This window comes from Dickeya sp. CFBP 2040, from assembly GCF_012273755.1.
GTDB lineage: Bacteria > Pseudomonadota > Gammaproteobacteria > Enterobacterales > Enterobacteriaceae > Dickeya > Dickeya poaceiphila.
The window spans coordinates 34,600-48,667 of record NZ_JAAVXH010000028.1 but is presented as its reverse complement, the minus strand read 5'-3'; the positions used below and the strand labels follow the sequence as shown (position 1 = coordinate 48,667).

Sequence of the window (14,068 nt, the reverse complement as noted above, 5' to 3'; positions counted from 1 at the left end):
GAATTAATCTTCCAGTTGCGGTTGCGGAACATCGTCAGGGATTCTGACATGAACCTGAATAATACGGCGACTGTCTGCCATGGCAACTTTGAACAGGTAACCGTCTATGTCGATGGTTTCCCCACGTGCCGGCAGGTGGCCGAAAGATTGCATCACCAGACCGCCGATGGTGTCCACTTCTTCGTCGCTGAATCGGGTTGCAAAGACCTTATTGAAGTCTTCGATAGGCGTCAGGGCACGTACCGTATAAGTCTGACGGTTTAGCTGGCGGATATCGCGGTCTTCCTCGTCATCGTATTCGTCTTCGATTTCACCGACGATGAGTTCCAGAATATCTTCAATCGTCACCAGCCCGGAGACCCCGCCAAATTCGTCGATGACGATGGCCATGTGGTAGCGCAGGGAGCGGAATTCGTTAAGCATCCGGTCCACTCGCTTGCTTTCTGGCACCACCACGGCAGGCCGTAACACTTTCTCCATGCTAAACGGTTCGGAATTGCTGCGCATGAATGGCAGCAGATCCTTGGCCATCAGAATGCCTTCGATATGGTCCTTATCTTCGCTAATGACCGGGAAGCGAGAGTGGGCTGATTCGATGATCACATCAAGACACTCTTCCAGCGTCTGGTTGTGTTTAAGCGTAATCATCTGCGAACGCGGGATCATGATGTCACGCACTCGCTGTTCGGCAATGTCCATCACCCCTTCCAGCATGTCGCGGATTTCGGGGTCAATCTGTTCCGAATCACGGATCAGCGCCAGCAGATCGTCGTGCTCTTTGGATTTGCCGTGAAAAATCTGGTTAAGAAAAAGAGAAAAAAATCCCTTTTTAGGACTGGGGGTATCGCTGTTGGTAGAATGGTCGTCGCTCATGGCGTCAGTTAATATCACTCTTGTTAAGAAATGATGACCAGCGGTGAATGATGCTAAAAATGTACCGCCGCTGGCGTCAGGTCCTTAGAATATCGAATTTAAGGCTTGTCAGTAAGATCTTCTTTTTCTGCCAGATACGGGTCGGCATAGCCCATACTCTGCATGATTTCCGTTTCCAGAGCTTCCATTTCTTCGGCCTCACTGTCTTCGATATGATCATAACCTAACAGATGCAAGCTGCCATGGACAACCATGTGCGCCCAATGTTCCTCCGTGCTTTTCTCCTGTTCGACCGCTTCCTGCTCGACAACTTGCCGACAGATGATAAGGTCGCCCAGCAACGGCAGTTCTACTTCCGGTGGTGCCTCGAACGGGAACGACAGCACATTGGTCGGCTTGTCTTTGTCGCGGTAGGTCAGGTTCAGGTGATGGCTTTCCTCTTCATCCACCACCCGGATGGTGACTTCCGCCACGTCCTGAAACTGTGGCAGCACTGCTTCCAGCCAGCGCTGGAAATCGGCCTCAGACGGTAGCCCGTGGGTATTTGCACTGGCGATTTGTAAATCAAGGATGACCTGGCTCATTTTTGCTCCTGCACGGCGGCTTGCGCATCACGTTTACGCTGTTCTGCCAGTTCGTCCCGGCGTTTTTGATCGGCATTTTCCCAGGCTTCATAGGCATTAACGATGCGGGCGACCACTGGGTGGCGCACGACGTCTTCGCTGTGGAAAAAATTGAAACTGATCTCTTCGACCTCTGACAGCACCTCAATAGCGTGGCGCAGACCGGACTTCTGGTTGCGCGGCAGGTCTATCTGGGTGACGTCGCCAGTGATGACCGCTTTTGAGTTAAATCCGATGCGGGTCAGGAACATCTTCATCTGTTCGATGGTGGTGTTCTGGCTTTCATCCAAAATGATAAACGCATCGTTTAACGTGCGCCCGCGCATATAGGCCAATGGCGCGACTTCAATCACGTTGCGCTCTATGAGCTTTTCCACCCGTTCGAAGCCCAGCATTTCAAACAGCGCGTCGTAGAGCGGACGCAGATACGGGTCCACCTTCTGGCTCAAATCACCTGGCAGAAAGCCCAGTTTTTCACCCGCTTCCACCGCCGGACGGGTCAGCAGAATGCGGCGGATTTCCTGGCGCTCCAGCGCATCCACGGCGGCAGCCACCGCCAGATAAGTTTTCCCGGTCCCGGCTGGCCCAATGCCGAAGGTAATGTCGTGATCGAGGATATGGGCGACGTACTGCGCCTGATTGGGGGTACGAGGTTTAATGACGCCGCGTTTGGTGCGGATGTTCACCGCTTTGCCGTATTCCGGCACGCTGTCGGCGGTTTGCTCCAACACTCTCGATTCTTTGATTGCCAGGTGAATCTGCTCTGGATCGATATCTGGAATAATGCCGCGCACCGGGGCTGTGTCCACATAAAGATGGCGCAGAATATCAGCAGCGGCGTCGATGCAGAGGTCTTTTCCTACCAGCTTGAAGTGATTGTCGCGATGATTGATCTCTATGCCGAGGCGGCGTTCCAGCTGTTTGATGTTGTCGTCAAATGGGCCACACAGACTGAGCAGGCGTTTGTTGTCCGCCGGTTCGAGGGCAATTTCTTTTATCGTTACGTTCAAACTATTCCTCTTGGAGTTAAGCAGAATGAGCAATGACGCTGTGCCACCGGCAGGATAGCTGCTCGGCTATGGCGCAGAGATTACCCTGATTATTTATCGTGAAGCACGCGGTGTGCAAGTCACATTCGGCATATAAAGCAGTGGGGGAGATGAATTCGCTTTTGACGTGGAGACAAAGAAAAAAGCGGGCTGTTTGGCAGCCCGCCTGAGAATGCGGGTGAATCCATTATGGTTGATAGATGCCAACGCCGAGTTCGTTTTCTTTACGGGTGCGGGCGATGACTGATGTCGGTGATTCGCTGACGCGGAGATCCATTTGATCTTCGGTACGAACGACGACGCCGCGCAATGAATTCGGATAAACGTCAACGATTTCTACATCGACGAATTTGCCGATCATATCAGGCGTTCCTTCGAAGTTAACCACGCGGTTATTTTCGGTACGGCCAGACAGTTCCATCACGCTTTTGCGTGACGTCCCTTCTACCAGAATACGCTGCACTGTGCCCATCATCCGGCGGCTGTACTGCATCGCCTGCTGATTGATGCGTTCTTGCAGAATGTACAAACGCTGTTTTTTCTCTTCTTCGGTCACGTCGTCCACCATGTCGGCAGCTGGCGTGCCGGGGCGGGGCGAGTAGATAAAGCTAAAGCTCATATCGAAATCGACGTCGGCAATCAGTTGCATGGTTTGCTCGAAATCGTCCTGCGTTTCGCCTGGGAAGCCGACGATAAAATCGGAACTGATCTGGATAGCCGGGCGGGCTTTACGCAATTTGCGGATGATAGCCTTGTATTCGAGCGCGGTGTGGCGACGTTTCATCATCGTCAGAATGCGGTCTGAACCGCTCTGAACCGGCAGATGCAGGAAGCTCACCAGTTCCGGCGTATCTTCGTAGACGCTGATGATATCGTCGGTGAATTCAATCGGGTGGCTGGTGATAAAGCGGATACGGTCGATACCGTCGATCGCCGCCACTAAACGCAGCAACTCGGCGAAGCTGCAAATATCGTCATCATGCGTGGCACCGCGATACGCGTTCACGTTCTGGCCCAGCAGGTTGACTTCACGTACACCCTGTGCCGCCAGTTGGGCGATTTCAAACAGCACATCATCGACCGGACGGCTGACTTCTTCACCGCGGGTATAAGGCACTACGCAGAAGGTACAATATTTGTTGCAGCCTTCCATGATCGAGACGAATGCAGTCGGCCCTTCGGCGCGTGGCTCCGGCAGACGGTCAAATTTTTCCACTTCCGGGAAGCTGATATCCACGATAGGGCTGCGGGTACCCTGCACATGATTGATCATTTCCGGCAGGCGATGCAGCGTCTGCGGCCCGAAAATCACGTCCACGTAATGTGCGCGGTCACGAATATGTTCACCTTCCTGCGACGCCACGCAACCACCTACACCGATGATCAGATTCGGGTTGGTGTCTTTAAGCGTTTTCCAGCGACCGAGCTGATGAAACACTTTTTCCTGCGCCTTTTCACGGATCGAACAGGTATTCAGCAGCAGAATGTCGGCTTCTTCAGCGACTTCGGTCAACTGGTAACCGTGCGTACTTTCCAGGAGATCGGCTATCTTCGATGAATCGTATTCGTTCATCTGACAGCCCCAGGTTTTGATATGCAGTTTTTTTGTCATCGTCATCGACTAGCCATTACTCAGTGCGGGTAAACACGCTTACCTTCGTGGGGCGCGTACATGCGGGCGCGTATTGTAATCTTTTGCCGCCGTGGTGACCAGATCAAGCGTTAGTCTACGCCCTGCGATGATGCGTGTCGCTTTTCTGAAAAATTGATGTCGAAATCCAGTAAACTATCGGCATCTTTTGTCTTTCTGGCGCAGGTGCATTTACTTAACTGCGCAGCAGAAACAGTGGGGCGGGTATGCACTATGATGCGGTAATTGTGGGCGGTGGCATGGTCGGTGCCGCAGTCGCGTTGGGGCTGGCGCAGAGTGGTTTCCAGGTTGCGGTGTTGGAGCAGGAAACGCCGTCGCCGTTTGTTGCGGGTGGTGCGCCGGATGTGCGCGTATCGGCGATTGGTCTGGCGTCGGTCCGCTTGCTGGAGCGGCTGGGTGTGTGGCAGGCGGTTGAACAGATGCGTAGCGCACCTTACCGACGGCTCGAAACCTGGGAATGGGACAATGCGCACGTGGTGTTTGATGCGGCTGACCTTGGGTTATCTGAACTGGGGTTCATGGTTGAAAACCGTATTCTGCAACTGGCGTTGTGGCAAGGGTTGGAAAGAACGCCTGGGGTGACGTTGTTGTGTCCGTGGCAATTGCAGCGTCTGCGCCGTGAAGACGAACAGTGGTTGCTGAGTAGCGAACAGGGCGATAGCTTATCGGCATCGCTGGTGATTGGCGCTGATGGCGCCAATTCGAAAATTCGCCAGTGGGCGGGTATTGGTATCACCGGCTGGCAATATCGCCAGTCTTGCATGTTGATCAGCGCTGAAATGGCTGGCCCCCAGCAGGATGTAACCTGGCAGCATTTCACGCCATCCGGGCCGCGTGCGTTCCTGCCGCTGTTTGATGGCTGGTGCTCATTGGTGTGGTACGACAGCCCGTCGCGCATTCGCCAGTTACAGGCGATGTCGCTTCCTCAACTCAATAAGGCTATTGCCGAGACGTTTCCTGCGCGGCTGGGTGCGGTCAATGCTGTTGCGGCTGGCGCGTTTCCACTGGTGCGTCGCCATGCGCAGCAGTACGTATTGCCGGGGCTGGCACTGATTGGTGATGCGGCGCATACCATCAACCCGCTGGCGGGCCAGGGTGTAAATCTGGGGTATCGGGATGTTTCCACATTACTTGATGTGGTGATCCGGGCGCGTGATAAAGGGGCTGTCTGGTATGACGAATCGGTGCTACGGAGTTATCAATGGCAGCGCAAACCGGACAACCTGCTGATGCAAAGCGGTATGGATCTGTTTTACGGCGCGTTCAGTAACCGTCTGCCACCGCTGGAACTGGCGCGCAATCTGGCATTGATGACGGCGCAACGCGCTGGAAAACTGAAACAGCAGGCATTGCGTTACGCACTGGGATTGTAATTACCTGCCGTAGCTGCTTTTGGCAGCTACGATTTCTCATCATGATCTTACCATCGTCATGTTGCTTTCATGTCGTGTGATTAGATTGATGCCGACTTGTCAGAAGACAGCTGACGCAATCCCTGTGTCTGATGATACGGTGATTTGTATCGATAAATTTCTTATACGTTGGTAATAAAACTGATGACCTATTTATTTCTTTGTCTGGCGATTGTGTCAGAAGTGATCGCGACGACGGCGTTGAAGCTGTCGGAGAGTTTTACCCGACCATTGCCGAGTGTCGTGACGGTGGTGTTTTACGCTATCGCATTTTATTGCCTGACCATTTCTATGCGGGTGCTGCCGACTGGCGTGATTTACGCTATTTGGTCAGGCGTCGGGATTGTATTGATTGCAGCGGTGAGCTGGATTTTTTACGACCAGCGGCTGGACTGGCCGGCTGTGCTGGGAATGGCGCTGATCATTGCAGGGGTGGCAGTGATAAACCTGTTTTCCAATTCTGTTGCGCATTGAGCCATCCGGTGCTGGCATCAGGTTAACACCAATATTGATGCAGAGAGATTGTTGGATAAACAGCCAGGAAATCGGTAAATGGTAAAAAAAGAAAAAGCCCGGTTTACGGGCTTTTCTGTATGGCTGGGGTACGAGGATTCGAACCTCGGAATGGCGGAATCAGAATCCGCTGCCTTACCGCTTGGCGATACCCCAATTAAGATGGTGGCTACGACGGGAATCGAACCTGTGACCCCAGCATTATGAGTGCTGTGCTCTAACCAGCTGAGCTACGTAGCCAAATTACTTCACGGCCAGAAGCGATAGCTTCATGACTGAAAATGGCTGGGGTACGAGGATTCGAACCTCGGAATGGCGGAATCAGAATCCGCTGCCTTACCGCTTGGCGATACCCCAACAGGGTGCACATCATCTGATGTGTCTTACGTAATGTATGGCTGGGGTACCAGGATTCGAACCTGGGAGTGGCGGGATCAAAACCCGCTGCCTTACCGCTTGGCGATACCCCAATAAAACTGTTGCAACCTGAGCTGACGCTTTTTGGTTTTTACACTGACAAAGGTAATGGTGCGGGAGGCGAGACTTGAACTCGCACACCTTGCGGCGCCAGAACCTAAATCTGGTGCGTCTACCAATTTCGCCACTCCCGCAGAGAAAAGTGGTGGCTACGACGGGAATCGAACCTGTGACCCCAGCATTATGAGTGCTGTGCTCTAACCAGCTGAGCTACGTAGCCATCTTTTCCGCGTCACCTTCATCGGCGTTGCGGGGCGCATTATGCGGAGTTGGCCTTTTGGCGTCAACACATTTTTTCCCTAAAAACGGCGGATTCGCGCTGTTTGTTTGGGTTATGAACAGTCTGGTGAGAAAAACGTCAGAAAGCAGGCTTTTAACGGTATTCCATAAGAAAAACGGGCCGCTAATGGCCCGTTTAAAACAGTAAAATAAAACAGGTTATTGGTAGGCGGACTGATGCACGCCGACGGCACGGCCTGACGGGTCATCCATCTTTTTGAACGATTCATCCCATTCAATCGCTTTAGCAGACGAACACGCTACTGAAGGGCCGCCAGGAACACATTCGGCTGCGCTCGGAACCGGGAACAGTTCTTCGAAAATTTCACGGTACAAATAGCCTTCTTTGGTGGTTGGCGTGTTGTACGGGAAACGGAAGTGCGCGGTTTCCAGTTGCTGGTCGGAAATCTGCTTGGCCGCAACCTCTTTCAGGGTATCGATCCAACTGTAACCCACGCCGTCAGAGAACTGTTCTTTCTGACGCCAGGCTACGCTGTTCGGCAGGTAAGATTCAAAGCACTCACGCAGGATGTGTTTTTCCATTTTGCCGTTGCCGCACATTTTGTCTTTCGGGTTGATGCGCATTGCTACGTCCAGGAAGTTTTTGTCCAGGAACGGTACGCGTGCTTCAACGCCCCAGGCCGACATCGCTTTATTGGCGCGTGCGCAGTCATACTGGTGCAGCGCCAGCAGTTTACGCACGGTTTCTTCATGGAATTCTTTCGCGTTCGGCGCTTTGTGAAAATAGAGATAGCCGCCGAATACTTCGTCCGAACCTTCGCCGGACAATACCATTTTGATACCCATTGCTTTGATTTTGCGGGACATCAGATACATCGGCGTCGAGGCGCGGATAGTGGTGACGTCATAGGTTTCGATGTGATAAATCACGTCACGGATAGCATCCAGACCTTCCTGCACCGTGAAATGGATTTCGTGATGCACTGTGCCCAGATGATCAGCGACGTCACGCGCGGCTTTCAGGTCAGGCGCGCCTTCCAGGCCAACGGCGAAGGAGTGAAGCTGCGGCCACCAGGCTTCGCTGCGCTCGTCGTCTTCCACGCGGCGGGCGGCGAATTTCTTGGTAATAGCCGAGATGATAGAGGAATCCAACCCGCCGGACAGCAGTACGCCATAAGGAACGTCTGACATCAGATGACTTTTTACCGATTCTTCCAGCGCTTCACGCAGTTCGTCGGCATCGGTGACGTTGTCTTTAACGTGGTCGTAATCGAACCAGTCACGACGATAGTACTCACGAATCTCGCCGTCCTGACTCCACAGATAACTGCCAGCCGGGAATTCTTTGATGGTGCGGCACACCGGCACCAGCGCTTTCATTTCAGAAGCGACATACAGGTTACCGTGTTCATCGTAGCCCATATAGAGCGGGATGATGCCCAAGTGGTCGCGGCCAATCAGATAGGCGTCTTTTTCAGTGTCATACAGGGCGAAGGCGAACATGCCGCGCAGTTCGTCCAGAAATTCCGGGCCTTTTTCCTGATACAACGCCAGAATCACTTCACAGTCGGAACCTGTCTGGAACTGGTAACGATCACCATATTGCTGACGCAGAGCCTGATGGTTGTAAATTTCGCCGTTTACGGCCAGAACATGGGTGTGCGGCTGGTTGTAGAGCGGTTGAGCACCGGTGTTAACGTCAACGATGGATAGACGCTCATGCGCCAGAATGGCTTTGTCGCTGGCGTAAACACCGGACCAGTCTGGGCCGCGGTGGCGCATCAGACGGGACAATTCCAGCGCTTTTTTGCGCAGTTCAACCGGGTCGGTTTTCAGATCAAGCACACCAAAAATAGAACACATACCAAAGGCTCCCTTTATTCACGCATCACAACGTGAAAACAGTCAAAGTGTATGGTGGTAATCAGCGGTTTTCCTTGCCGGGTTGTACTACTGTGGGTCGGTCACCGCCATATCGGTAACACTGATTTAGCATCAAAACGGCACATCAATTCAATATCATTTAATGAAAAAAGCCATTGCGCTGGTGAATGCGTAATTTTTGGTGTGATTTATTGGCTTTTGTTCAAAATGATGGAAGGCGTGGGCCGGATTTTTAGCGATCTCATAATCCGGCCTTATAGCAGAAAACTGAACTTACTGATTTTCAAGCAGACGTTGCAGTAATACACCATTTAGCATCGCACGTTTTACCAGCGCAAAAGCACCGATGGCGGATAAATGTTGTAATTCTGAGACGACGACAGGCAGGTTTTGACGAAAGTCTTTCAGTACCTGTGCATTGATGCAGCGCTGAATGGCGGGCAACAGAATCTTGTCCGCTGCCGTAATTTCACCGGCGATAACCACTCGTTGCGGGTTGAACAGGTTAACGGCAATCGAAATCGCTTTACCCAGTGGCTGCCCAGCCGCTTCGATCAACTCTCTGGCAAGCAGATCCCCTTTCATGGCTGCTTTACAGATGGCGTCTATCTGGCAGTTCTCTAGCGTCAGCTTGCTGGAAAATCCCTGCTGCAGCAAATGACGCGCCCGTTGTTCCAGCGCACCGTTCGATACCACTGTTTCCAGACAACCAAAGTTGCCACAGTGACAGCGGTCGCCTAATGGGTCAACCTGGATATGACCGATCTCCCCAACATTGCTGTTGCTGCCGAGAAAAATGTTGCCATTGACCAAAATACCTGCGCCCACGCCACGATGAACCCGTATTAGCAGTGAATCCTGACAATCACCGGTGGCGCCAAAGTAATGTTCGGCCAGTGCCAGACTGCGAATATCGTGACCGACAAAGCTGTGCACCTTGAAATGTTGTTCGAGATTTTTCACCAGCGGCCAGTTATCTACGCTAATGTGTGGCATATAACGCACTATGCCGGCGGCAGGGTCTACCAGCCCTGGCAGTACCACCGAAATGGCGATTAATTCACGGATGCGGCGTTGATGATGGTCGATGAACTGACCGATAACAGTGAACAGCGCACTTTCCAGTGAGTCCTGGGTATTTTCTGGCAGACTGCAGAGTTCTTCTTCCAGCTGTTTGCCTTGCAGGTCGTATAAGGCGAGGGTGGCGTCGTAGCGGCCAAGTCTGACTGCCACCGTATGAAATGGCCGTGTTTCGGAGATAATTGAAATGGCGCGGCGTCCACCGGTTGATGCCTGCTGATCCACTTCTTTGATGAGACCACGTTCCAGCAACTGGCGGGTAATTTTTGTGACGCTGGCGGGAGCAAGTTGACTCTGTTCTGAAATCTGAATTCGAGAGATGGGGCCTTGTTGATCAATCAGGCGGTACACGACCGCACTGTTGAGTTGTTTGACCAGATCAATGTTCCCTATCTGGGTTTGTCCGCCTGTGGTCATTACGCATTACTCGTGTCGATGCAATACGTTTTACTGCTTATGAAAAACTTCTTCACCATTCACAAACGTATTGAGGATGTCAAAATCGCGGGTAAGTACCGTCAGGTTCGCCACTTTTCCTGTTTCAATGCTTCCCAGTCGGCGCTCTTCGCCGATGGCTCTCGCCGGGTAGAGCGTCGCCATTCTTAGTGCTTCATCCAGAGCGATACCCGCGTGTTCTACGCAATTGCGCACGGCATTAATCATGGTAAGTGCCGAACCACTCAGAGTTCCGTGATCGTCCACACAAATGCCGTCGCGGTAGTATATGGTTTTACCAGCAAATGTGAACTGGTCGATGCTGGAGCCAGCCGGTGCCGTGGCATCGGTGACCAGCACCAGTTTGTCGCCTTTGATGCGTTTGCTGTTGCGGATAGTGGCCCAACTGACATGGTGACCATCGGCAATGATGCCGCAATAGACTTCGGGTGCATCATAGACGGCACCGACCAGGCCGGGTTCCCGACCAGTAACGGGGGGCATGGCATTGAACAGGTGGGTAGCGAAGCGTATCCCGGCGGCAAACCCCTGTTTGGCTTGTTCCCAGGTGGCGTGGGAGTGACCGGCGGAAACCACGATGCCGACGTTGCTCAGCTGTCTTATCACGTGTTCGGGCACCATTTCCGGCGCCAGTGTGACTTTGCTTATCACATCAGCGTTGTCACACAGATAGGCGAGCAGTTGCTCGTCAGGCTGGCGGATAAAGGCTGCGTCATGGGTGCCTTTTTTCACCGGGTTGAGCCAGGGACCTTCCAGATGCAACCCCAGTGCCTGATGATGGTGCTGTGCGAGCCAGGTGCGCATCACGTCGATGCTGTGGCGCATAAATTCATCGGAAGAGGTAATCAGCGTCGGCAAAAAGCTGGTACAGCCGGATTTTTCGTTGGCTTTCTGCATGGTTTCCAGCGTTTTGACGGAAAGGCTGCTCAGTGCGTCGTTGAACTGCACGCCGCCACAGCCGTTCAATTGCAGGTCGATAAAGCCAGGGGCCAGTAATGCGCCTGCGAGATCGCGCCGGGGTAAATCGTCAGGCAGATCGCGTGTCAGGCAGACTGCCGCGATCATTCCATCGGTGACGACGATTGCATGGTCGTCAAGGATCTGGTGGCCGGTAAAAACACGACCATTGGTTAAAGCGTACATCTAAATAAGCTCCTGGCTCACCGATTACAGGTTTTTGATATTTTCAGCTTCCAACTCGCGGAAATATTTCACGGTTTTCACTTTTAATTCCATGGTGGAAGGCTCATCGCACACCATCAGCGCTTTAGCGTGTAACTGCAGGCAACTGATGGTCCACATGTGATTTACGTTGCCTTCCACCGCAGCCTGAAGGGCTTGCGCCTTGTGGCGACCACTGACCAGAATCATCACTTCTTCTGCATCCAGCAGCGTACCGACGCCCACCGTCAGGGCATATTTCGGCACCAGACTAACATCGCCGCCAAAGAAACGAGAATTAGCGATGCGTGTCTCTTCCGTCAGGGTCTTGATACGTGTGCGGGACACCAGAGAGGACGCCGGTTCGTTGAAAGCGATGTGACCATCATTGCCGACACCGCCCATGAACAGATGAATCTTGCCGTAAGACTTGATTTTTTCTTCATAACGGTGACACTCGGCGGCGATATCTTCCGCGTTGCCATTCAACAGGTTAATGTTTCCTTCCGGAATATCAACGTGGTTGAAAAAATTCTGGTACATGAAGGTACGGTAACTTTCCGGGTGGTCTACCGGTAGCCCGACGTATTCGTCCATATTGAAGGTGACGACATGTTTGAAGCTGACTTGTCCCGCATTGTATAGCGCAATCAAGGCGTTGTAGGCTTCCAGCGGCGAACTTCCGGTTGGCAGGCCAAGTATGAACGGGCGCTCCGCCGTTGGTTTGAAAGCATTGATGCGCTCGGCAATATAGCGGGCGGCCCATTTGCCAACTTCGGCGGGGGTTGTTAATGGAATTAGTCTCATGAGGTTCTCCTCGGAATCGGTTAGCAAAGGCAATTATTCGTCGGGTAAACGCAGTCGGATAGACCGGCTATCAGGTAATATGCCAACGCTGTGTTTTGATATTTAGTCTGAAGCTAGTGTAGCAAGTTTTTTTTAGACTTAAAATAAGTTGTATTAATATCGCGGCATAAACTTTTTGTATGTGCTTTTGTGGTGATAATTATCACATAATCATTGCTATTAATTTGCGTGGCGAATTATTTTTTTGGCACTCTGACCAGGCCCACATGGCTGGCGGGTGATTCGATGACAAGGCTGACAGACAATTTTATTGCCCGAAAGGGAAAGAGAGGGGAAGGTGAGTACACTCGGTTATTTACAAAAAGTGGGCCGTGCGCTGATGGTGCCTGTCGCTACATTGCCCGCGGCCGCCATCCTGATGGGGGTGGGGTATTGGATCGATCCGATTGGCTGGGGCAGTGAAAGCGCGCTGGCCGCGCTGTTGATCAAATCCGGTGCGGCTATTATCGAGCATATGGCGGTGCTGTTTGCAGTCGGTGTTGCCTACGGTATGTCGAAAGATAAAGACGGTGCGGCAGCATTGTCCGGGTTTGTTGGTTATCTGGTGTTGACTACATTGTGCTCGCCAGCAGCCGTGTCGATGATTCAGCACATCCCTCTGGCAGAGGTGCCGAAGGCGTTTGGCAAGATTGAAAACCAGTTCATCGGTATTCTGGTCGGGGTGATTTCCGCTGAGCTGTATAACCGCTACAGCCAGGTTGAGTTGCCTAAAGCGCTCTCTTTCTTCAATGGCCGTCGTCTGGTGCCGATTTTGGTTTCGCTGCTGATGATTGTGGTGGCGTTTGTGCTGATGTACGTCTGGCCGGTTATCTATAACGCGTTGGTTTCCTTTGGCGAACATGTTCAGCAGTTGGGATCGGTTGGTGCCGGTATTTATGCCTTCTTTAACCGTCTGTTGATTCCGGTCGGGCTACATCATGCACTGAATTCGGTGTTCTGGTTCGATGTGGCTGGCATTAACGACATTCCCAATTTCCTGAGTGGTCAGCAGGCGATTGATGCCGGTAAAGCCATTCCTGGCATTACCGGGCGTTATCAGGCTGGTTTCTTCCCGATCATGATGTTTGGCTTGCCGGGCGCGGCGCTGGCGATTTATCACTGTGCGCGGCCTGAAAACCGTAGCCGAGTGGCGGGAATCATGGTGGCAGCGGCCTTTGCGGCCTTTTTCACTGGTATTACCGAACCGCTGGAATTCTCCTTCATGTTTGTGGCACCAGTGCTGTATGTACTGCACGCCGTGCTGACCGGGATTTCGGTATTCATCGCTGCCAGTATGCACTGGATTGCCGGTTTTGGCTTCAGCGCTGGTTTGGTGGACCTGGTGCTGTCTACGCGTAATCCGTTGGCGACACACTGGTATATGTTGCTGTTGCAGGGCGCAGCCTTCTTCGTTATCTATTATGTGGTATTCCGCTTTACCATCACCCGCTTTAACCTGATGACGCCGGGGCGTGAAGCTGTCGCGGCGCAGTCCTCATCCGAGGGGGTAACCGCACCTGCCGGTAATACCCAATCGGTGGCGAGAGGCTATTTGCAGGCCATTGGCGGCAAAGATAACCTGACTGGGATCGATGCCTGTATTACTCGCTTGCGGTTGAGTGTGAAGGATTCCGGGCTGGTGGATGAGCCTGCTGCTCGTACTCTGGGAGCGGCTGGGGTGATTCGCCTCAATAAGCAAAGCGTGCAGATTGTCGTTGGTACCCAGGCGGAAAACATCGCAGCGGCGTTACGCGACGTTTCACAGGAATAATTCAGCAGGCGTTATCGCTGTCAGATCTCGAC

The 14,068-nt window shown here is 52.7% G+C and carries 11 protein-coding genes and 6 tRNA genes; 3 read left to right on the top strand and 14 right to left on the bottom strand.

Annotated features, from left to right (window positions below):
* Nucleotides 1–3: 3 nt before the first annotated feature.
* From corC to miaB, 4 genes are all read right to left on the bottom strand, one after another.
* Nucleotides 4–873, bottom strand: a complete 870-nt coding sequence (gene corC, locus Dpoa2040_RS04010) for a CNNM family magnesium/cobalt transport protein CorC (protein ID WP_042869468.1) — start codon at nt 871–873, stop codon at nt 4–6.
* A gap of 98 nt (nt 874–971) precedes the next feature.
* Complete coding sequence (ybeY, locus tag Dpoa2040_RS04005; RefSeq protein WP_168640381.1) at nt 972–1,457, bottom strand: rRNA maturation RNase YbeY; 486 nt, start codon at nt 1,455–1,457, stop codon at nt 972–974.
* Nucleotides 1,454–2,506: a PhoH family protein gene (locus Dpoa2040_RS04000; protein ID WP_042869473.1), complete on the bottom strand. Its 1,053-nt coding sequence runs from the start codon at nt 2,504–2,506 to the stop codon at nt 1,454–1,456. Before Dpoa2040_RS04000 ends, ybeY begins: the two co-directional genes overlap by 4 nt.
* 226 nt (nt 2,507–2,732) lie before the next feature.
* Nucleotides 2,733–4,157 carry a tRNA (N6-isopentenyl adenosine(37)-C2)-methylthiotransferase MiaB gene (miaB, locus tag Dpoa2040_RS03995; RefSeq protein WP_042873844.1) on the bottom strand — a complete coding sequence of 475 codons (1,425 nt, stop codon included), beginning with the start codon at nt 4,155–4,157 and terminating at the stop codon, nt 2,733–2,735.
* Between the two features lie 245 nt (nt 4,158–4,402).
* On the opposite strand from miaB, the gene ubiF reads away from it, so the two are divergent.
* Both ubiF and Dpoa2040_RS03985 read left to right on the top strand, forming a co-directional pair.
* Nucleotides 4,403–5,569 (top strand): 3-demethoxyubiquinol 3-hydroxylase, encoded by a 1,167-nt coding sequence (gene ubiF / locus Dpoa2040_RS03990; protein WP_168640380.1) that lies wholly within the window; start codon nt 4,403–4,405, stop codon nt 5,567–5,569.
* Nucleotides 5,570–5,752: 183 nt separating this feature from the next.
* Nucleotides 5,753–6,082: a multidrug efflux SMR transporter gene (locus Dpoa2040_RS03985; RefSeq protein ID WP_042869477.1), complete on the top strand. Its 330-nt coding sequence runs from the start codon at nt 5,753–5,755 to the stop codon at nt 6,080–6,082.
* A gap of 120 nt (nt 6,083–6,202) precedes the next feature.
* Here the strand turns inward: Dpoa2040_RS03985 and Dpoa2040_RS03980 are convergent.
* The 10 genes from Dpoa2040_RS03980 to nagB all read right to left on the bottom strand — a co-directional run bounded on the left by Dpoa2040_RS03980 (nt 6,203) and on the right by nagB (nt 12,226).
* Nucleotides 6,203–6,277 (bottom strand) — tRNA-Gln (locus tag Dpoa2040_RS03980).
* A 7-nt stretch (nt 6,278–6,284) separates the two neighbouring features.
* A tRNA-Met gene (locus Dpoa2040_RS03975) sits at nt 6,285–6,361 on the bottom strand.
* Between the two features lie 42 nt (nt 6,362–6,403).
* A tRNA-Gln gene (locus Dpoa2040_RS03970) sits at nt 6,404–6,478 on the bottom strand.
* Nucleotides 6,479–6,516: 38 nt separating this feature from the next.
* A tRNA-Gln gene (locus Dpoa2040_RS03965) sits at nt 6,517–6,591 on the bottom strand.
* 56 nt (nt 6,592–6,647) lie between these two features.
* Nucleotides 6,648–6,732: transfer RNA gene (locus tag Dpoa2040_RS03960), tRNA-Leu, on the bottom strand.
* 9 nt (nt 6,733–6,741) lie between these two features.
* Nucleotides 6,742–6,818 (bottom strand) — tRNA-Met (locus Dpoa2040_RS03955).
* A 218-nt stretch (nt 6,819–7,036) separates the two neighbouring features.
* Complete coding sequence (asnB, locus tag Dpoa2040_RS03950) at nt 7,037–8,701, bottom strand: asparagine synthase B (protein WP_168640379.1); 1,665 nt, start codon at nt 8,699–8,701, stop codon at nt 7,037–7,039.
* 294 nt (nt 8,702–8,995) lie between these two features.
* The gene (locus tag Dpoa2040_RS03945) at nt 8,996–10,219 is read right to left on the bottom strand and encodes an ROK family protein (protein WP_168640378.1); all 1,224 of its coding nucleotides are present in this window, start codon (nt 10,217–10,219) and stop codon (nt 8,996–8,998) included.
* A gap of 30 nt (nt 10,220–10,249) precedes the next feature.
* Complete coding sequence (gene nagA / locus Dpoa2040_RS03940; RefSeq protein ID WP_168640377.1) at nt 10,250–11,401, bottom strand: N-acetylglucosamine-6-phosphate deacetylase; 1,152 nt, start codon at nt 11,399–11,401, stop codon at nt 10,250–10,252.
* 24 nt (nt 11,402–11,425) lie between these two features.
* Complete coding sequence (gene nagB / locus Dpoa2040_RS03935; protein WP_042869485.1) at nt 11,426–12,226, bottom strand: glucosamine-6-phosphate deaminase; 801 nt, start codon at nt 12,224–12,226, stop codon at nt 11,426–11,428.
* A gap of 337 nt (nt 12,227–12,563) precedes the next feature.
* On the opposite strand from nagB, the gene nagE reads away from it, so the two are divergent.
* Nucleotides 12,564–14,036, top strand: coding sequence for an N-acetylglucosamine-specific PTS transporter subunit IIBC (nagE, locus tag Dpoa2040_RS03930; protein WP_042869487.1), 1,473 nt, complete (start codon nt 12,564–12,566; stop codon nt 14,034–14,036).
* Nucleotides 14,037–14,068 lie beyond the last annotated feature (32 nt).

Bases quoted from the DNA above. Each gene is read 5' to 3' on its own strand.
- corC (WP_042869468.1), bottom strand. From the start codon at position 873: ATGAGCGACGACCATTCTACCAACAGCGATACCCCCAGTCCTAAAAAG.
- ybeY (WP_168640381.1), bottom strand. From the start codon at position 1,457: ATGAGCCAGGTCATCCTTGATTTACAAATCGCCAGTGCAAATACCCAC.
- miaB (WP_042873844.1), bottom strand. From the start codon at position 4,157: ATGACAAAAAAACTGCATATCAAAACCTGGGGCTGTCAGATGAACGAA.
- ubiF (WP_168640380.1), top strand. From the start codon at position 4,403: ATGCACTATGATGCGGTAATTGTGGGCGGTGGCATGGTCGGTGCCGCA.
- Dpoa2040_RS03985 (WP_042869477.1), top strand. From the start codon at position 5,753: ATGACCTATTTATTTCTTTGTCTGGCGATTGTGTCAGAAGTGATCGCG.
- asnB (WP_168640379.1), bottom strand. From the start codon at position 8,701: ATGTGTTCTATTTTTGGTGTGCTTGATCTGAAAACCGACCCGGTTGAA.
- Dpoa2040_RS03945 (WP_168640378.1), bottom strand. From the start codon at position 10,219: ATGACCACAGGCGGACAAACCCAGATAGGGAACATTGATCTGGTCAAA.
- nagA (WP_168640377.1), bottom strand. From the start codon at position 11,401: ATGTACGCTTTAACCAATGGTCGTGTTTTTACCGGCCACCAGATCCTT.
- nagB (WP_042869485.1), bottom strand. From the start codon at position 12,226: ATGAGACTAATTCCATTAACAACCCCCGCCGAAGTTGGCAAATGGGCC.